The 18495-nt window shown below is 70.5% G+C and carries 22 protein-coding genes; 21 read left to right on the top strand and 1 reads right to left on the bottom strand.

Translation table 11 applies throughout. The annotated features are described in order from the left end of the window. Positions 1-190: 190 nt before the first annotated feature. The 16 genes from rpsP (at position 191) to DY218_RS19890 (ending at position 12396) form a co-directional block, all read left to right on the top strand. A complete protein-coding gene (gene rpsP / locus DY218_RS19965; protein ID WP_128557450.1) occupies positions 191-628 on the top strand; it encodes a 30S ribosomal protein S16 in 438 nt (145 codons plus the stop codon). Positions 629-630: 2 nt separating this feature from the next. Next, positions 631-870, top strand: coding sequence for an RNA-binding protein (locus DY218_RS19960; protein WP_014176063.1), 240 nt, complete (start codon positions 631-633; stop codon positions 868-870). Between the two features lie 108 nt (positions 871-978). Next, a complete protein-coding gene (rimM, locus tag DY218_RS19955) occupies positions 979-1554 on the top strand; it encodes a ribosome maturation factor RimM (protein ID WP_128557449.1) in 576 nt (191 codons plus the stop codon). Then, positions 1554-2375 (top strand): tRNA (guanosine(37)-N1)-methyltransferase TrmD, encoded by an 822-nt coding sequence (trmD, locus tag DY218_RS19950; protein ID WP_128557448.1) that lies wholly within the window; start codon positions 1554-1556, stop codon positions 2373-2375. Before rimM ends, trmD begins: the two co-directional genes overlap by 1 nt. A gap of 129 nt (positions 2376-2504) precedes the next feature. Continuing rightward, positions 2505-2855 carry a 50S ribosomal protein L19 gene (gene rplS / locus DY218_RS19945; RefSeq protein ID WP_128557447.1) on the top strand — a complete coding sequence of 117 codons (351 nt, stop codon included), beginning with the start codon at positions 2505-2507 and terminating at the stop codon, positions 2853-2855. A gap of 59 nt (positions 2856-2914) precedes the next feature. Beyond that, on the top strand, positions 2915-3601 hold the full coding sequence (gene lepB, locus DY218_RS19940) for a signal peptidase I (protein WP_128557446.1): 687 nt from the start codon (positions 2915-2917) through the stop codon (positions 3599-3601). After that, positions 3594-4739, top strand: a complete 1146-nt coding sequence (gene lepB / locus DY218_RS19935) for a signal peptidase I (RefSeq protein WP_128557445.1) — start codon at positions 3594-3596, stop codon at positions 4737-4739. Before lepB (DY218_RS19940) ends, lepB (DY218_RS19935) begins: the two co-directional genes overlap by 8 nt. After that, positions 4645-5544 (top strand): signal peptidase I, encoded by a 900-nt coding sequence (gene lepB / locus DY218_RS19930; RefSeq protein WP_128557457.1) that lies wholly within the window; start codon positions 4645-4647, stop codon positions 5542-5544. The genes lepB (DY218_RS19935) and lepB (DY218_RS19930) overlap by 95 nt, the downstream gene beginning before the upstream one ends. A 64-nt stretch (positions 5545-5608) precedes the next feature. Further along, complete coding sequence (gene lepB / locus DY218_RS19925) at positions 5609-6361, top strand: signal peptidase I (RefSeq protein WP_128557444.1); 753 nt, start codon at positions 5609-5611, stop codon at positions 6359-6361. Then, the gene (locus DY218_RS19920) at positions 6351-6839 is read left to right on the top strand and encodes an NUDIX hydrolase (protein ID WP_128557443.1); all 489 of its coding nucleotides are present in this window, start codon (positions 6351-6353) and stop codon (positions 6837-6839) included. The genes lepB (DY218_RS19925) and DY218_RS19920 overlap by 11 nt, the downstream gene beginning before the upstream one ends. 55 nt (positions 6840-6894) lie before the next feature. Beyond that, complete coding sequence (locus DY218_RS19915; protein ID WP_003993268.1) at positions 6895-7203, top strand: DUF2469 domain-containing protein; 309 nt, start codon at positions 6895-6897, stop codon at positions 7201-7203. A gap of 138 nt (positions 7204-7341) precedes the next feature. Beyond that, positions 7342-7761: a YraN family protein gene (locus DY218_RS19910; RefSeq protein ID WP_128557442.1), complete on the top strand. Its 420-nt coding sequence runs from the start codon at positions 7342-7344 to the stop codon at positions 7759-7761. Further along, positions 7761-9383, top strand: a complete 1623-nt coding sequence (locus tag DY218_RS19905; protein WP_128557441.1) for a YifB family Mg chelatase-like AAA ATPase — start codon at positions 7761-7763, stop codon at positions 9381-9383. Before DY218_RS19910 ends, DY218_RS19905 begins: the two co-directional genes overlap by 1 nt. Further along, positions 9380-10660, top strand: coding sequence for a DNA-processing protein DprA (dprA, locus tag DY218_RS19900; RefSeq protein ID WP_128557440.1), 1281 nt, complete (start codon positions 9380-9382; stop codon positions 10658-10660). The genes DY218_RS19905 and dprA overlap by 4 nt, the downstream gene beginning before the upstream one ends. A gap of 208 nt (positions 10661-10868) precedes the next feature. After that, the gene (gene whiG, locus DY218_RS19895; protein WP_128557439.1) at positions 10869-11705 is read left to right on the top strand and encodes an RNA polymerase sigma factor WhiG; all 837 of its coding nucleotides are present in this window, start codon (positions 10869-10871) and stop codon (positions 11703-11705) included. Positions 11706-11838: 133 nt separating this feature from the next. Beyond that, on the top strand, positions 11839-12396 hold the full coding sequence (locus tag DY218_RS19890; protein WP_128557456.1) for a TetR/AcrR family transcriptional regulator: 558 nt from the start codon (positions 11839-11841) through the stop codon (positions 12394-12396). A 73-nt stretch (positions 12397-12469) separates the two neighbouring features. Here the strand turns inward: DY218_RS19890 and DY218_RS35285 are convergent, their stop codons facing one another. Further along, entirely contained in the window at positions 12470-12925 is a 456-nt protein-coding gene (locus tag DY218_RS35285) for a peptidoglycan DD-metalloendopeptidase family protein (protein ID WP_407703662.1), read from the bottom strand. 905 nt (positions 12926-13830) lie between these two features. Here DY218_RS35285 and rpsB point away from each other — a divergent pair. The 5 genes from rpsB to DY218_RS19860 all read left to right on the top strand — a co-directional run bounded on the left by rpsB (position 13831) and on the right by DY218_RS19860 (position 18454). Beyond that, on the top strand, positions 13831-14727 hold the full coding sequence (gene rpsB, locus DY218_RS19880; protein ID WP_128557438.1) for a 30S ribosomal protein S2: 897 nt from the start codon (positions 13831-13833) through the stop codon (positions 14725-14727). A gap of 164 nt (positions 14728-14891) precedes the next feature. Then, entirely contained in the window at positions 14892-15728 is an 837-nt protein-coding gene (gene tsf / locus DY218_RS19875) for a translation elongation factor Ts (RefSeq protein ID WP_128557437.1), read from the top strand. A 183-nt stretch (positions 15729-15911) separates the two neighbouring features. Then, on the top strand, positions 15912-16667 hold the full coding sequence (gene pyrH / locus DY218_RS19870; RefSeq protein WP_128557436.1) for a UMP kinase: 756 nt from the start codon (positions 15912-15914) through the stop codon (positions 16665-16667). 135 nt (positions 16668-16802) lie between these two features. Beyond that, positions 16803-17360, top strand: a complete 558-nt coding sequence (frr, locus tag DY218_RS19865; protein WP_128557435.1) for a ribosome recycling factor — start codon at positions 16803-16805, stop codon at positions 17358-17360. After that, positions 17360-18454 (top strand): phosphatidate cytidylyltransferase, encoded by a 1095-nt coding sequence (locus DY218_RS19860; protein ID WP_128557434.1) that lies wholly within the window; start codon positions 17360-17362, stop codon positions 18452-18454. Before frr ends, DY218_RS19860 begins: the two co-directional genes overlap by 1 nt. Positions 18455-18495: the final 41 nt, after the last annotated feature.

The raw sequence follows: 18495 nt of genomic DNA, 5'->3' as shown, positions 1-18495 counted from the left end.
GGCCGCCGGAGCCCCGTCCGCCCGCGGTCGGCGGCCCCGAGGTGCTGTGGCACAATGGCTAGCTGTACTCGACAGCCGCACAGGACCCCTCTCTCCTCCGGCTGACGCGTCCATCGGGCACACGAGTACCGCAACCCCACGCGGCATCACGTCGTGCCCACCCACGTCAAGACCAGGAGACACCACTCCAGTGGCAGTCAAGATCAAGCTGAAGCGCCTGGGCAAGATCCGCGCGCCTCACTACCGCATCATCGTCGCCGACTCCCGCACCCGCCGTGACGGCCGGGCCATCGAGGAGATCGGCCTGTACCACCCGGTGCAGAACCCCTCGCGCATCGAGGTCGACGCCGAGCGCGTCGCCTACTGGCTGGGTGTCGGCGCGCAGCCGACCGAGCCGGTTCTCGCCATCCTCAAGAAGACCGGCGACTGGCAGAAGTACAAGGGCGAGCCCGCCCCGGCCCCGCTGCTCCAGCCGGAGGAGAAGGCGGCCCGTCCGACCTTCGACGCCGTGAGCGCCGAGGACGGCCCGAAGGGTGAGGCCATCACCCAGAAGGCGAAGAAGTCCGACAAGAAGGACGACGCCGAGAAGGCCGACGCCCCGGCGTCCGCCGAGTCGACTGAGGCCTGAGCATGCTCGAGGAGGCTCTCGAGCACCTCGTGAAGGGCATCGTCGACAACCCCGACGACGTGCAGGTCGCCTCGCGCAACCTGCGCCGCGGGCGCGTACTCGAGGTCCGGGTTCACCCGGACGACCTCGGCAAGGTGATCGGCCGTAACGGCCGCACCGCACGCGCACTGCGCACCGTCGTGGGTGCCATCGGCGGCCGTGGTGTCCGCGTCGACCTCGTCGACGTGGACCAGGTCCGCTGAGCCGCACTCCGGCCATCGGACCCATCGCAGCACCGGCTCGGGCCGGGGCGGGCACCCTCGCTGAGGGCAGCCCGCTCCGGCCCGTCGTCGTACGACAGGAGAAGGCACGTGCAGTTGGTAGTGGGACGCATCGGCCGGGCCCACGGCATCAAGGGTGAGCTCACCGTGGAGGTGCGCACCGACGAGCCCGAGCTGCGGCTCGCCCCGGGTGCCGTACTGACCACCGACCCCGCGTCCGCAGGACCGCTGACCATCGAGGCGGGCCGGGTGCACAGCGGCCGGCTGCTGCTCCGCTTCGTGGGCGTACGCGACCGGAACGCCGCCGAGGCGCTGCGCAACACCCTGCTGATCGCCGAGGTCGACCCGGAGCAACTACCGGACGAACCGGACGAGTTCTACGACCACCAGCTCATGGACCTGGACGTGGTGACCGTGGACGGCACCGAGGTCGGCCGGATCACCGAGATCTCGCACCTGCCGTCGCAGGATCTGTTCATCGTCGAGCGGCCGGACGGCGGCGAGGTGCTCATCCCGTTCGTCGAGGAGATCGTCACCGAGATCGACCTGGACGAGCAGCGCGCCGTCATCGATCCGCCGCCCGGCCTCATCGACGACCGCGCGGAGATCGCCTCCGCACGCGACGCCGAGGACGGCGAAGCACGGCCCGCGGAGGACGCCGGCTGATGCGGCTCGACGTCGTCACGATCTTCCCCGAGTACCTCGAACCCCTGAACGTCTCCCTCGTCGGCAAGGCCCGCGCCCGCGGCCGCCTGGACGTCCAGGTGCACGACCTGCGCACATGGGCGTACGACCGGCACAACACAGTCGACGACACCCCCTACGGCGGCGGTCCCGGCATGGTCATGAAGACCGAACCCTGGGGCGACGCCCTCGACACCGTCCTCGCCGACGGCTACGAACAGGGCGCCTCGGGCCCGGCACTCGTCGTCCCCACCCCCAGCGGCCGGCCCTTCACCCAGGCCCTCGCCCAGGAACTCTCCGAACAGCCCTGGCTGATCTTCACCCCCGCCCGCTACGAGGGCATCGACCGCCGGGTCGTCGACGAGTACGCGACCCGTATGCCGGTCTACGAGGTGTCCATCGGCGACTACGTCCTGGCCGGCGGCGAGGCCGCGGTCCTCGTCATTACCGAGGCGGTGGCCCGGCTGCTGCCTGGCGTCCTGGGGAACGCGGAGTCGCACCGCGACGACTCCTTCGCCCCGGGCGGCATGGCCAACCTGCTCGAAGGCCCCGTGTACACCAAACCCCCCGAGTGGCGCGGCCGCGGCATCCCGCCGGTGCTGCTCAGCGGCCACCACGGCAAGATCGCCCGCTGGCGTCGCGACGAGGCACTGCGCCGCACCACCGCCAACAGGCCGGACCTGGTGGAGCGGCTCGACCCCGGCACCTTCGACAAGTACGACCGCGAGATGCTGTCGATCCTGGGCTGGGAGCCGGAGCCCGATGGCCGATTTTGGCGCAGGGCCGACGCCGTGGAAGAATAGGCCGCTGCTGTACGTCCGGCGTGCGCCCCTGCCACAGGGGGACACGACGCCCGTCCGACGCGATCAGCACCCACTTACCTCTCACGAATCCGCTGATGACCTGTGGCATCAGCGAGGAAGCAGACGATCATGGCAAACCTGCTCGACTCCGTCGACTCCGCGTCGCTCCGCGACGACGTCCCGGCGTTCCGCCCGGGCGACACGGTCAACGTCCACGTGCGCGTCATCGAGGGCAGCCGCTCCCGTGTGCAGCAGTTCAAGGGCGTCGTCATCCGCCGTCAGGGCTCCGGTGTCCGCGAGACCTTCACGGTCCGCAAGGTCTCCTTCTCCGTCGGCGTCGAGCGCACCTTCCCGGTGCACACCCCGATCGTCGAGAAGATCGAGCTCGTGACCCGCGGTGACGTCCGTCGCGCGAAGCTCTACTACCTGCGCGACCTGCGCGGCAAGGCCGCGAAGATCAAGGAGAAGCGCGAGAACTGATCCCGCGCCAGGGCACTGGCGCGGGCGTTCGAAGGAAGGCCGGATAAGCTCTGGCCCCGATGGACACCGAAGCACAGCACACGGAGCGCGATCGCTCCTCACCGGACGCCGAAGCGGCGGACGGGGAGGAGGGATCGCGCTCCGTGCGTTCCGGCCGGTGGTCGCTGCGGCGCAAGGCCTTCCTGGTCGTCCTGGTGTGCGCCGTCTGTCTCTGGGGCGTCAGCACCTTCCTGATGCAGCCGTTCCTCATCCCCAGTGGCTCGATGGAACCGGGTCTGAAGTCCGGGGACCGGGTCCTGGTGAACAAGTTGGCGTACCGTTTCGATTCTGAGCCGCGGCGCGGGGATGTCGTCGTGTTCGACGGATCCGGGTACTTCGGAGACGACGACTACATCAAGCGCGTCGCCGGCGTCGGGGGTGACCGAGTGGTGTGCTGCGGTGAGCAGGGGAGGCTCGAGGTGAACGGCGAAGCGGTCGACGAGCAGTACCTCTTCCCGGGCGACGCGCCCTCGGCGGCCGCCTTCGACATCGTCGTACCAGAAGGATCGCTCTTCGTGCTCGGCGACCACCGCAGCGCCTCGAGCGACTCGCGGGACCACCTGGGATCGCCCGGCGGCGGCATGGTGCCGGTCGACTCGGTGATCGGCAGAGCCGACTGGATCGGGTGGCCGGCCGACCGCTGGACCTCGATCGACCGCCCCGGGACCTTCGCGCGCGTGCCGGAGCCCGGCGGTGCGCATGGGTAGTCGCGGACGCCCACGCAACGCTCGCCGCACAGACGCCCGACTGCCCACCGGGACCAGGCCCACCAGCGCTCCGACACCGCCGGGGCGGGCCGAGCGCCGCAAACTCGCGAAGAAGGTCAAGCGTCGCCGCCGTCGCTCGGCGATCAAGGAGATACCCCTCCTGATAGGCGTGGCCCTGCTGATCGCGCTCGGCCTGAAGACGTTCCTGGTGCAGGCCTTCGTGATCCCCTCGGGGTCCATGGAACAGACCATCCAGATCGGCGACCGCGTCCTCGTCGACAAGCTCACGCCCTGGTTCGGCACCAAGCCGCAGCGCGGTGACGTCGTCGTCTTCAAGGATCCCGGCGGCTGGCTCCAGGAGGAGCCGAACACCAGGGACAACGACGACCCCGTGGTCGTCGAGAAGCTCAAGCAGGGCCTCGGTTTCATCGGGCTGCTGCCGTCCGAGGACGAGCAGGACCTGATCAAGCGCGTGGTGGCGGTAGGCGGTGACCGGGTCAAATGCTGCGGCGAGGACGGGCGGGTCACGGTCAACGGGGCCCCGATCAGCGAGCCGTATCTCAATCCGGGCGACCGTCCGTCGATGACCAAATTCGATGTGACCGTGCCGAAGGGCAGACTCTTCGTCATGGGCGACCACAGGTCGAATTCGGCGGATTCCCGCGCCCATCTCGACGAAGGCCACGACGGGACCGTCTCCGAGGACGGGGTGGTCGGGCGCGCGGTCGTCACGGCCTGGCCGTTCGACCACTGGCGCACCCTGGAGGAGCGCGGAACCTACGCCTCCGTCCCCGACCCGCAGGAAGCGGGTGGCGTGAAGGCCACGGCCGAGGGCACGTCGCATAGGGTGGCGCCCGAGAATCTGAACGCACGACCCCACCTCCCGACCCCTGCGGAACTCCCGCTCGTTATGGGAGTGGTAGGCCTGCATCACGTCTGGGGCAGGCAGCGGTACGTATCGAGGAGTGGATGTGGGGGATTTGGCCGTCGGGGCACGATCCGGACACGAGGGACCCGAGGACGATCGCGATGCACGCGAGGCGATCGGCGGTGGTGGTCCGGACGGCAGCAGCGCGTCGGGCGGCAGCGGAGGCGGCGACGGCTCCGGGAACGACGGCGGGCGTCCCGGCGAGGGTGACCCGGGCGGCCGGTCGAAGGGCTCCGCGCCGAAGAAGGCGAAGTCCTTCTGGAAGGAGCTGCCGCTCCTCATCGGCATCGCCCTCGTCCTGGCCCTGGTGATCAAGACGTTCCTGGTCCAGGCGTTCTCGATCCCCTCGGACTCCATGCAGAACACCCTGCAGCGCGGCGACCGCGTCCTGGTCGACAAACTGACACCGTGGTTCGGCTCGGAGCCCGAGCGCGGCGAGGTGGTCGTCTTCCACGACCCGGGCAACTGGCTCGCCGGCGAGCCGACCCCGACGCCCAACGCGGTGCAGCGGGCGCTCAGTTGGATCGGCCTGATGCCGTCTGCCGAGGACAAGGACCTGATCAAGCGGGTCATCGGCACCTCGGGCGACGTGGTCGAGTGCAAGGGCACCGGCCCCCTCAAGGTGAACGGCAAGGCCCTCGAGGAGAACGACTACGTCTTCCCGGGCAACACCCCGTGCAGCAAGGACGACCAGGGTGGCCAGTTCAAGGTCACCGTCCCTGCCGGCAAGATCTGGGTGATGGGCGACCACCGGCAGAACTCGCTGGACTCGCGCTACCACCAGCAGGACCCGGGCGGCGGCTTCGTGCCCACCGACAAGGTGGTGGGCCGCGCGGTCGTGAAGGCCTGGCCGGTCAACCGCTGGGGCACGCTCCCGGTGCCGGACACCTTCAGCCAGTCCGGGATCGCGGCCACCGCCGCGGCGGCGACCCCCGGAGCCCTCGGGCTCGCGGGCGCACTGCCCCTCGTGCTGTGGCGCCGGCGGAGGGTTTCTGGCGGCCGTACCGCCGGGTAGGGTGCCGTCCCAGATCGACGATCTTCCGCACGGGAGATCGGTTCTCCGAACCGGGAGCGCTGGGATGACCTCAAAGGGACGTACGGGCGAGGGCCGCGGACGGCTCGGCAGCGTGCTGTCGGGCTGTGCCGTGGCCCTCGGCTGTGTGCTCTTCCTGGGCGGCTTCGCCTGGGGCGCGATCGTCTACCAGCCGTACACGGTGCCCACCGAGTCCATGACCCCGACCATCGGCGCGGGCGACCGGGTGCTCGCCGAGCGGATAGACGGCGACCAGGTCCGCCGCGGCGACGTGGTGGTCTTCAAGCAGCAGTCCTGGGGCGATCTGCCCATGGTCAAGCGTGTGGTCGGCGTCGGCGGGGACAAGGTCGCCTGCTGCGCGGGCGGTGGCCTCACCGTCAACGGCAAGTCGGTCGACGAACCGTATCTGGAGCAGTCCCCGGGCCTGAAGGCCAAGCCGATACCTGCCACGGTGGTGCCCGAGGGGCGGCTGTTCCTGCTCGGCGACGAGCGCGCCGGGTCGCTCGACTCCAGCGTGCACCTGGATGAGGCCGGCAACGGCACGGTGCCGCGCAGCGCGGTGAACGCACGCGTCGACGCGGTGGCCTGGCCGATGAACGGCATGCTGGAGCGGCCCGACGGCTTCGCCGGCCTGCCCGGCGGGGTGTCCGAGCCCGGTCCGCTGCGCCTGCAGGTGTCGGCCGTGGCGGCCGGGGCCGTACTGATCCTCTGCGGCGCCGCCTACGGTCCGCTGGCCGCTGCCGCGCGCCGCCGCAAGGCGCCCGCACCGCGCGGGACGGAGCCGGCCGGTGCCCGCTGACCTGCGCAGGGTCTCCCGGGTCGTGCTGCTCGACCCCGCGGACCGGATCCTGCTCCTGCACGGACACGAACCGGACGACCCCGCGGACGACTGGTGGTTCACGCCGGGCGGCGGCCTCGAAGGCACGGAGACACGCGAGGAGGCCGCGCTTCGGGAGCTCGCAGAGGAGACGGGGATCACCGATGTGGAGCTCGGTCCGGTGCTCTGGCGCCGCATCTGCTCCTTCCCCTTCGACGGCAGGCGCTGGGACCAGGACGAGTGGTACTTCCTGGCCCGTACGACGAGGACGGCGACGGTGACCGCCGGGTTCACGGACCTTGAGCGGCGCAGTGTCGCGGGGCTGCGCTGGTGGACGTACCCCGAACTCGCCGGATCCCGTGAGACTGTGTATCCGACCAGGCTCGCCGGGCTGCTCGGGAAGCTGCTCGACGAGGGGCCTCCGGGCAGTCCCGTGGTCCTCGACACCGAAATCGTCTAGGGGCTCGCGGGACTGGCGCACAATAGGGGGACGCACGGCTGAAGGGGAACATGCCATGAGCGCGGAGGATCTCGAGAAGTACGAGACCGAGATGGAGCTCAAGCTCTACCGGGAGTACCGCGACGTCGTCGGCCTGTTCAAATACGTGATCGAGACCGAGCGGCGCTTCTACCTCACCAACGACTACGAGATGCAGGTGCACTCGGTACAGGGCGAGGTCTTTTTCGAGGTGTCCATGGCCGATGCGTGGGTGTGGGACATGTACCGGCCGGCTCGCTTCGTCAAGCAGGTGCGGGTCCTCACATTCAAGGACGTGAACATCGAGGAGCTCAACAAGAGCGATCTCGAGCTGCCGAGCGGCTGACGGAAGTTCCCGCCGTACGGGTTCCGCCGCGATTTCCACCCGTACGAGTGGTGGAGTTATCCACAATCGGCCCGTTGTCCACCAAGATCACCACGGTTCGCCGTGATGCGTCACCTTCGTCCGCGGAGGTGGTGCGGGATGAACGCACGGACGGCGATCGGCCGATACGGCGAGAAACTGGCGGCCCGAAGGCTGACCGAGGCCGGGATGACGATCCTGGCGCAGAACTGGCGGCCGGGCCGCAGCGGCGAGATCGACATCGTCGCCCTGGACGGTGACGCCCTGGTGATCTGCGAGGTCAAGACACGCAGCGCCGCGCGGGCCGCCGCGCCCGGTGGCCGAGGCGGCGGGGCCTACGAGCACCCGGACGACGGGACCTACGAGCACCCGATGGCCGCCGTCACGCAGGCCAAGGCGGAGCGGCTCCGAGAGCTCGCCGAGCACTGGATCTGCCGGCACGGCGGCCCACCGGACGGCGGCGTGCGCATCGACGTCGTGGGCGTGCTGCTGCCCGCCAGAGGCGCACCCGTCGTCGAGCACGCCCGAGGGGTGGCCTGATGGGATTCGCACGGACCTGTTCGGTGGCACTCGTCGGCGTCGAAGGCGTCGTGGTCGAGGTGCAGGCCGACCTGGAGCCGGGCGTGGCCGCGTTCACGCTCGTCGGCCTGCCCGACAAGAGCCTGTCGGAGAGCCGGGACCGGGTCAGGGCCGCCGTGGTCAACTCCGGCGACGCATGGCCGCAGAAGAAGCTCACCGTGGGGCTCAGTCCGGCATCGGTGCCCAAGCGGGGCAGCGGCTTCGACCTGGCCGTGGCCTGCGCCGTCCTCGGCGCCGCGGAGCGCATCGACCCCCGCGTGCTCGCCGACATCGTGATGATCGGCGAACTGGGACTCGACGGCCGGGTCCGCCCCGTGCCCGGAGTCCTGCCCTCCGTGCTGGCCGCGGCGGAAGCCGGATACGAGCAAGTGGTCGTGCCCGAGCACGCCGCCGCAGAGGCCTCACTCGTACCAGGAATCTCCGTACTCGGAGTGCGCAGCCTGCGGCAACTGATCGCCGTACTCACGGACGAACCGGTCCCGCAGGAGGAACCCGACGAGCCCGGCCGGCCCGACCCCACACTGCGGGCGCTCACACTGCCGGGCGCCGGACTCGGCGCCGGCCTGGGGCCCCCGGGGGCGCCCGACGACGACACCGCGATCCGGGACCTGGCGGACGTGGCAGGTCAGCGCCCAGGGCGCACCGCACTGGAAGTCGCGGCGGCCGGCGGCCACCACCTCTTCCTGTACGGGCCGCCAGGCGCCGGCAAGACCATGCTCGCCGAGCGGCTCCCGCCGATCATGCCGCCACTGACCCGCAGGGAGGCACTCGAAGTCACGGCCGTGCACTCGGTGGCCGGGATCCTGCCCTCGGGGCGGCCCCTGGTGGACACCCCGCCCTACTGCGCCCCGCACCACTCGTCGACCATGCAGGCCCTCGTCGGCGGCGGCCCCGGGCTGCCGAAGCCGGGAGCGGTCTCGCTGGCCCACCGAGGCGTGCTCTTCCTGGACGAGGCACCCGAATTCAGCGCCAAGGCGCTGGAAGCGCTGCGCCAGCCGCTCGAATCCGGGCACGTCGTCGTCGCACGGGCCGCCGGCGTCGTACGACTGCCCGCGAGCTTCCTGATGGTCCTCGCCGCCAACCCCTGCCCCTGCGGCCGCTGTCGGCTCACAGGCGACGCCGGCGACTGCCCGCCCGCCATCATCCGCCGGTACCAGGCCCGGCTCTCCGGACCACTGCTCGACCGGGTCGATCTCAAAGTGCAGGCCGAGCCCGTCACACGCGCCGAACTGGCCGGCACCACCGGACCGCGGGAGAGCACCAAGGTCGTCGCCGACCGCGTACGAGAGGCAAGAGACCGGGCCACGGCCCGGCTGTCCGGCACCCCATGGACGCGGAACGGCGAGGTGCCCGGACACGAACTGCGCACCCGCTGGCGCGCCGGCCCGGGTGCGCTCGCCGCGGCCGAGCGCGACCTGGAGCTCGGACTGCTCACCGCCCGCGGTCTCGACCGCGTCCTGCGGGTCGCCTGGACCGTGTCCGATCTGGCCGGCCGGGACCGGCCCGAGGCCGTCGACGTGGCGCTCGCACTGCAGCTGCGTACGGGCGTCGAGCGCGGTGTGCCGATGGAGATCGGCGCATGAGCGCGGAGAGTCGGGCCCCGGACGCACGATCGGGCGACGGCGATGCAGGGGAGACCGGCCGGCGTGCTGGACCGGCCCCGGACACCGCAGCCCCCGACGACGTCGAACGGCTGGCCCGTGTCGCACTCGGGCGCATCCTGGAGCCGGGTGACCGGGTCGCGGGCGCGTGGCTGCGTACGTACGGGCCCGTGGACCTGCTCCGGAGACTGCGCGAAGGCGACGAAAACCTGCCGGGTGCCGGGAAACAGCGCCTGCGAGGCCTGCGGCAGCGGGCCGCCCAGCGACCGGGACCGCACCAGGATCTGGCCACGGCCGCCGCCGTCGGGGCGAGGTTCGTCTGCCCCGGCGACCGGGAATGGCCCGCCCAGCTCGACGACCTGGGCGAGGCGCGACCCGTGGGCCTGTGGGTGCGTGGCGGAGCCGATCTGCGGATGTGGGCGCTGCGGTCGGTCGCCGTCGTGGGATCCAGGGCGTGCACGGAGTACGGCGCGCACATGGCGGCCACCTTGTCGGCCGAACTCGCCGAGCGTGGCTGGATCGTGGTCTCCGGCGGTGCCTACGGCGTCGACGGGGCGGCCCACCGCGGTGCGCTGGCCTCGGGCGGCGCCACCGTCGCCGTGCTCGCCGGCGGAGTCGATGTGCTCTACCCGCGCGGGCATCTCCGCCTGCTCGAGCGCATCGCCGAACAGGGGCTGCTGCTCTGCGAGTTGCCCCCGGGCGAGCATCCGACGGCGTACCGGTTCATCCAGCGCAACCGGGTCATCGCGGCGCTCACCCGCGGGACCGTGGTCGTCGAAGCGGCACACCGCAGCGGCGCACTGGTCACCGCTCGCAGAGCACAACGCCTCGGCCGCCACACGATAGGGCTCCCAGGGCCGGTGACGAGCCGGTACTCGGGCGGTGTCCACCAACTCCTGCGCGGCGAGGCGACCTTGATCACAGACGCATCCGAAGTGATCGAGCTGGTGGGCGAGATGGGCGAGCTGGCACCCGAGCGGCGCGGTCCCGTGCTGCCGCGCGACCTGCTGGCCTGGCCGGCCGCACAGGTGCTCGATGCGCTCCCCGCGGGACGGCCCGCTTCCGTCGCGGACATCGCTCACGCCGCCGGGACCACGTCCGACGGAGCGGTCGCCAGACTGTACGAACTGCAGTCACTGGGGTTCGTCGAACGACACGGCGACGACTGGCAGTTGACACGCCACGCGATGGTGTCGATCTCGGGGGCCGGAGCGGAGTGGCGGCAGGAGGCGTTCGGCCGTCCGGATGATCCGCCGTGACCTTGGCAGACGTGGTGATTCGAGGGCGTGGAAGAGGGGCCGGCGACGGCTCGTACGAGGCCCTGGTGCCGCGTGCAGCGAGGGAGTTGACCACGTGCGATCCCATACCCTTCGCACACTGCGACACTCCAGTCACGCTACGCTCACAGCTTCTGGTTCCGACCGACGACATCACCTCGCTTCACAGCAGAACGGCTCAAGGCAACGAATGCCCCAGCACACCTCCGGGTCTGACCGGGCGGCAGTTCCCCCCGCCGCCCGTGGCAGCGTGCGGCCCCCCGCACCGTCGTCGCTCGACGAGCTCTGGCGGTCGTACAAGTCCACGGGAGACGGCAGGCTGCGCGAGCAACTGATCCTGCACTACTCACCGTTGGTGAAGTACGTGGCCGGCCGGGTCAGCGTGGGGCTGCCGTCCAACGTGGAGCAGGCCGACTTCGTCTCGTCCGGGGTGTTCGGACTGATCGATGCGATCGAGAAATTCGACATCGAGCGGTCGATCAAGTTCGAGACCTACGCGATCACCCGCATCCGCGGCGCGATGATCGACGAACTGCGTGCCCTCGACTGGATCCCACGCTCCGTACGGCAGAAGGCGCGCGCCGTGGAGCAGGCGTACGCCACCCTGGAAGCTCAGCACCGACGCACGCCGTCCGAGGGCGAGGTCGCAGCCGAGATGGGCATCGCCCTGGAGGATCTGCACTCCGTTTTCAGCCAGCTGTCCCTCGCCAACGTGGTGGCGCTGGAAGAGCTCCTGCACGTCGGCGGCGAGGGCGGGGACCGGCTCTCGCTCATGGACACCCTGGAGGACACGGCCGCCGACAACCCGGTGGAGATCGCCGAGGACCGTGAACTGCGCCGGCTGCTCGCCCGCGCGATCAACACCCTGCCCGACCGCGAGAAGACCGTGGTCACCCTGTACTACTACGAGGGGCTCACGCTGGCCGAGATCGGCAATGTCCTCGGTGTGACGGAGAGCAGGGTCAGCCAGATCCACACCAAATCGGTGCTGCAGCTCAGGGCCAAGCTGGCGAGCTTCGGGCGCTGAGCCCCCCCGGGACCCGGTCCGCGTCGGCGGCGACCCGGTCTGCGTCGGCGGTGACGCGGGTTCGACGGGTCGTCTCCCGGGATCCGGGCGCGCTCCGTAGAGTGGGTGTGTGCCCAGGATTCGAGCGGCCTCCGTGGCCGAGCACCGGTCGATGCAGCGCGGCGCCCTCCTCGACGCCGCGCGTTCCCTGCTGTCCGAAGGCGGTACCGAGGCGCTGACGTTCCCCGCGCTCGCTGAGCGCACGGGCCTGGCGCGCTCGTCCGTCTACGAGTACTTCCGCTCTCGCGCTGCCGTGGTCGAAGAGCTCTGCGAGGTCGACTTCCCGGTCTGGGCGGCCGAAGTGGAGAGCGCCATGGCACGGGCGGTGACGCCCGAGGAGAAGATCGCCGCGTACGTGCGGGCGCAGCTCGCGCTCGTCGGAGACCGGCGGCACCGGGCCGTCGTCGCCATCTCGTCCAGTGAACTCGACGCGGGAGCGCGGGAGAAGATCCGGGCGGCGCACGGCGGACTCGTGGCGATGATTGTGGAAGCGCTCGACGCCCTCGGACATGAGCAGCCGCGGCTGGCCGCGATGCTGTTGCAGGGCGTGGTCGACGCGGCGGTGCGGCGGATCGAGCTGGGCGCGGCGGAGGATCCGGGCGCGATCACGGACGCTGCGGTGTCGATGGCGCTGCGGGGGGTGGGGGGCTGACTGGTAGGGGTCGGCTCACAATCTTCGGGCTCCCCCCCCGCCCCACCCACCTCCACCTCCTCCACCCCATGAGTCAGGGCACAACCGGCCGCCCGGCAGGTTCCGGGACTCCGATGACCGGCAGCAGCCGTGACGGAGCTCCGTGCAGCATCGACGGCGGCAGCAGCCGCAGCGGGTCCAGGTAGTGCGGGCCCCGGCGCAGGCCCCAATGCAGGCAGGCGCGCGGGCGGCAGTGCGAGGCGTCCGATTCCAGTACGGCCACCACCTGCCCGGCGCGTACCTTCGCGCCCTTCTTCACCAGCGTGCGCACCGGTTCGTACGTGGTGCGCAAGGGCGGTTCTCCGGTGCCCGCCAGCTCGATCGACAGGACACCGCGCCCCGCGACGCGGCCGGCGAAGGAGACCCGCCCCGCGGCGGCGGCCCGCACCACCGCCCCTGCGGGCGCCTGCAGATCGACGCCGCGATGCCCCGGCCCGTACGGACCGGCAGGCGGCTCCCAGCCACGCAATACGGCCGGCCGCCCACCCACCGGCCAGGCTCTCCGCCCCGCCGGCCAGGCCCGCTGCCCCTCCGGCTGGACCCCCTCTCCCACCGACTGCCTCTCCGGCCGGACCCCCTCTCCCACCGGTTGCCCCGTCGCCCAGGCCCGCTCTCCCACCGGCGGCCTCTCCGCCCAGACCTCCTCTCCCACCGCCCGACCCCGTCGGCTCTCGTCGAGTGTCCGCCCGTCCAGTGGCCAGGTCCGCCCGTCTTCGCGTACCCGCAGGGCAGGCGGCCCCGCCCTCGCCTGCGGCCCGGGTGCGGCGATCGCGCCGGGCTCCCGCCAAGCGATCGGTGCCGGAGGCCGCCCCGTACCGGTCGGCTCCGGCCGCTCCACCGCCGCCCCGTCCGCCGCCAGGAACCTGGCGAGCAGCACCACGAGGGCCACCGCCGTCCCGAGCAGCAGACCCGCCAGCACGCTCGCCAGAACTCCGATCAGCACTCCGAACGCCCGCCCACCGCCGCGCATCCGTCGCGAGACCGGAACCGACCGCCCGCACCCCGCCGTTGCGGCCACCGGCCCCGTTCCCACGTCCCCGTGCGTGTCCGTCCGCTCCATCCCCAGCACCTCCGACACCGCCGTCCGTCATCGATCAACACCGCCGTTGATCTCGCCGGGACAGGGTGGCTCGGATCGAGGCGGCAGAACGGGCGCGGGCCGGATCTGTGGAGTACTGGCCGGTTGTGGACAACGGCGTCACCCGCCGCTCCGCGGGTCCCGTACACTTCATGTGGCGATCCGGGTCACCGGATCGACTTCGCACGCCCCGACACCGGTCGCATGAGTACCGATGTCAGCGCCCCTCGGTCCCCGTACGGACTCCCCGGAGACGTACGCGGCATGGCGCGCGCCGGGGTGTCAGGACAAACCGAGAACACTCAAGGAGTACGGCCATGGCCGTCGTCACGATGCGGGAGCTGCTGGAGAGCGGCGTCCACTTCGGTCACCAGACCCGCCGTTGGAACCCGAAGATGAAGCGTTTCATCTTCACCGAGCGCAACGGCATCTACATCATCGACCTCCTCCAGTCGCTGTCGTACATCGACCGCGCCTACGAGTTCGTCAAGGAGACCGTCGCCCACGGCGGCACGGTCATGTTCGTCGGCACGAAGAAGCAGGCGCAGGAGGCCATCGCCGAGCAGGCCACCCGCGTCGGCATGCCCTACGTCAACCAGCGCTGGCTGGGCGGCATGCTCACCAACTTCTCGACCGTCTACAAGCGTCTGCAGCGCCTCAAGGAGCTCGAGCAGATCGACTTCGAGGACGTGGCCGCCTCCGGCCTCACCAAGAAGGAGCTCCTGGTCCTCTCGCGTGAGAAGGCCAAGCTGGAGAAGACCCTCGGCGGTATCCGCGAGATGCAGAAGGTGCCCAGCGCCGTCTGGATCGTGGACACCAAGAAGGAGCACATCGCGGTCGGCGAGGCCCGGAAGCTCAACATCCCGGTCGTCGCGATCCTCGACACCAACTGCGACCCCGACGAGGTCGACTACAAGATCCCCGGCAACGACGACGCGATCCGCTCCGTCACGCTGCTCACCCGTGTGATCGCCGACGCCGTCGCCGAGGGCCTCATCGCCCGCTCCGGTGGTGCCGGTGAGGGCAAGGGCGAGAAGCAGGCCGGCGAGCCGCTCGCCGAGTGGGAGCGCGACCTGCTCGAGGGTGAGAAGAAGGCCGAGGGCGAGGCTGCCGCCGAGAAGCCCGCCGAGGCCGAGAAGCCCGCCGCCGAGGCCGAGAAGCCGGCCGAGGACAAGCCCGCCGACGCCCCGGCCGCGGACGCCGAGCAGGCCTGACCCGCACGGGCACCGGAGGCAAGAGGTTGACGGCGGGGGCGAACAGTGCCTGACACGGCACCGGCCCCCGCCGTTCACCCGTGGCCGTTGACCCGTCGCCCGTAGACCTTTGAGGGTCCGTGCGGATCCTCGATCTTCAGACTTCGAGAAAGATTCACAGAATCATGGCGAACTACACCGCCGCCGACGTCAAGAAGCTCCGCGAGCTCACCGGCGCAGGCATGATGGACTGCAAGAAGGCGCTCGACGAGGCCGATGGCAACGTCGACAAGGCCGTCGAGGCGCTCCGCATCAAGGGGCAGAAGGGCGTCGCCAAGCGTGAGGGCCGCTCCGCCGAGAACGGCGCCGTGGTCTCCCTCATCGCCGACGACAACTCCTCCGGCGTCATCGTCGAGCTGAAGTGCGAGACGGACTTCGTCGCCAAGGGCGACAAGTTCCAGGCCGTGGCGGGCGCCCTGGCCGCGCACGTCGCCGCCACCTCCCCGGCCGACATCGAGGCGCTGCTCGCCTCCGAGATCGAGCCCGGCAAGACCGTGCAGGCGTACGTCGACGAGGCCAATGCCAACCTCGGCGAGAAGATCGTCCTGGACCGCTTCGCGCAGTTCTCGGACGGCTACGTCTCCGCGTACATGCACCGCACGATGCCCGACCTGCCGCCGCAGATCGGTGTCCTCGTCGAGCTGGACAAGGCCGACGCCGAGGTCGCCAAGGGCATCGCCCAGCACATCGCCGCCTTCGCGCCGAAGTACCTCTCCCGCGAGGACGTTCCGGCCGAGGTCGTCGAGGCCGAGCGCCGCGTCGCCGAGGAGACCACGCGCGCGGAGGGCAAGCCCGAGGCCGCCCTGCCGAAGATCGTCGAGGGTCGCGTCAACGGCTTCTTCAAGGACGCCACGCTCCTCGGCCAGCCGTACGCGCTGGACAACAAGAAGTCCGTCGAGAAGGTCCTGCAGGAGGCCGGAGTCACCCTGAAGCGCTTCTCGCGCATCAAGGTCGGCCTCTGAGTCCGTACCGCGCTCGACTCCAGACCCCGCTAGGGTCGACAGCAGCCGTCCGGGTACGACATCGCGTACGGCATCTCGTACGCGGCGGACGACCGCAGATCTGACGAGGAGGCCATTGCCGCTCAGGGACATCCGAACCCACGGCAATGGCCTCCTTCGTATGTGCACCACGAGGAGAACTCCATGACCAAGGCCGACCAGAGCGGCGACGGCAAAACGTCCGGCCGCTATCTCCTGAAGCTGTCCGGTGAGGCATTCGCCGGTGGCGGCGGACTGGGCGTGGACCCCGACGTGGCGCATGCCGTCGCCCGTGAGATCGCGGCGGTCGTCCGCGACGGGGCGCAGGTCGCCGTCGTGATCGGCGGTGGCAATTTCTTCCGTGGTGCCGAGCTGCAGCAGCGGGGCATGGACCGGGCGCGCTCCGACTACATGGGCATGCTCGGCACGGTCATGAACTGCCTCGCCCTCCAGGACTTCCTGGAGAAGGAGGGCATCGACTCCCGGGTCCAGACGGCCATCACCATGGGGCAGGTCGCCGAGCCCTACATCCCGCTGCGGGCCGTACGGCACCTGGAGAAGGGCCGTGTCGTCATCTTCGGTGCGGGCATGGGCATGCCCTACTTCTCCACCGACACCACCGCCGCGCAGCGTGCCCTCGAGATCGACGCCGAGGTCATGCTGATGGGCAAGAACGGCGTGGACGGGGTCTACGACTCGGATCCCAAGCAGAACCCCGAAGCGGTGAAGTTCGACGCGCTCGAGTACGGCGAGGTCATCACCCGCGACCTCAAGGTCGCCGACATGACCGCGATCACCCTGTGCCGGGACAACAAACTGCCGATCCTCGTCTTCGAACTGCTCGCGGAGGGCAATATCGCGCGCGCCGTCAAGGGTGAGAAGATCGGCACGCTCGTGAGCGACCAGCACACCCGGGCCTGATCCCCCGGCCCGGGCACCGCTCCCCGGGGGATGGACAAAGCCCTGCCGGTCGGACACCGTGCAGGAAAGAGCAGACGCGACGCAGCCGGCCGCCCCGTGCACGCCGGGCCCACTCAAGACACGCAGGAGCAAGTGGTGATCGAAGAGACCCTCCTCGAGGCCGAGGAGAAGATGGAGAAGGCCGTCGTGGTCGCCAAGGAGGACTTCGCCGCGATCCGCACCGGGCGTGCGCACCCGGCGATGTTCAACAAGATCGTGGCCGACTACTACGGCGCGCTGACGCCGATCAACCAGCTGGCGTCGTTCTCGGTGCCCGAGCCGCGGATGGCCGTCGTCACGCCGTTCGACAAGAGCGCGCTGCGCAACATCGAGCAGGCGATCCGGGACTCGGACCTCGGCGTCAACCCGAGCAATGACGGGCACCTCATCCGGGTGGTGTTCCCCGACCTGACCGAGGAGCGCCGCAAGGAGTTCATCAAGGTCGCCAAGACCAAGAGCGAGGACGCCAAGATCTCGATCCGTTCCGTCCGCCGCAAGGCCAAGGAAGCGATCGACAAGGCCATCAAGGACGGCGACATCGGCGAGGACGAGGGCCGTCGTGCGGAGAAGGAGCTCGACGACACCACGGCGAAGTACGTCGCCCAGGTGGACGAGCTCCTCAAGCACAAGGAATCCGAGCTCCTCGAGGTCTGATGAACGACTCTTCCTGGGGGGCTCCGCCGCAGGCCGGCTTTGGGGGACCGCCCGAGATGGCGCCCGTCCAGGGGCGCACCCCGGCCGGTCCTGCCTACGATGGGCCCGCCGCGCAGGAGACTCGGCCGATGCAGGTCGTGCCCGAGGCGCCTGAGGCCGGACCGGACCAGGACGACCGTGGTGCGGGGACCGCTCCGAGTGGCGGTCCCTTGTTCCGCGACGAACTTCCGCAGGAGCCCATGCCAACCCCGACGCCCGAGCCCCCGCAGCCGTCTCGGAAGAAGCGTGCGGGCCGCGATCTGCGGGCGGCCATAGGAGTCGGCGTGGGCCTCGGCGCGGTGATCATCGCCTCGCTGTTCGTCGTCAAGGCGGCCTTCGTCGGCGTCATCGTCGTCGCCGTGGTGGTGGGCCTGTGGGAGCTGACGTCCCGGCTCCAGGAGCAGAAGTCCATCAAGGCACCGCTGGTGCCGCTCGCCGTGGGCGGTGCGGCGATGGTGATCGCCGGCTATGTGCGCGGGGCCGAGGGCGCCTGGGTGACCATGGCGCTGACCGCTCTCGCGGTGCTCGTCTGGCGGATGACCGAGCCTCCCGAGAACTATCTGCGGGACGTCACTGCCGGTGTCTTCGCCGCCTTCTACGTGCCGTTCCTCGCGACCTTCGTCGCCATGATGCTGACTGCCGACGACGGCCCGCAGCGGGTGCTCACCTTCCTGCTCCTGACCGTGGTCAGCGACACGGGGGCGTACGCGATCGGCTGGCGCTTCGGCAAGCACAAGCTGGCGCCGCGCATCAGCCCGGGCAAGACCCGCGAAGGGCTGTTCGGTGCGGTGTCGTTCGCGATGGTGGCGGGCGCGCTGTGCATGCAGTTCCTGATCGACGACGGCAGCTGGTGGCAGGGGCTCCTGGTCGGCCTCGCCGTCGCCGCCAGTGCGACGCTCGGTGACCTGGGCGAGTCGATGATCAAGCGGGACCTCGGGATCAAGGACATGGGGACACTGCTGCCAGGGCACGGCGGGATCATGGACCGGCTGGACTCGCTGCTGCCGACGGCTCCGGTGGTGTGGCTGCTTCTGGTGCTGTTCGTAGGGTCCTGAACTGCGGTTTCATCGGGTGCGGGCTCGTTGTCCACAGGCGG

This window comes from Streptomyces triticagri, assembly GCF_003429565.1.
GTDB classification, from domain to species: domain Bacteria; phylum Actinomycetota; class Actinomycetes; order Streptomycetales; family Streptomycetaceae; genus Streptomyces; species Streptomyces triticagri.
This window is presented reverse-complemented; position numbering and strand designations above follow the sequence as displayed.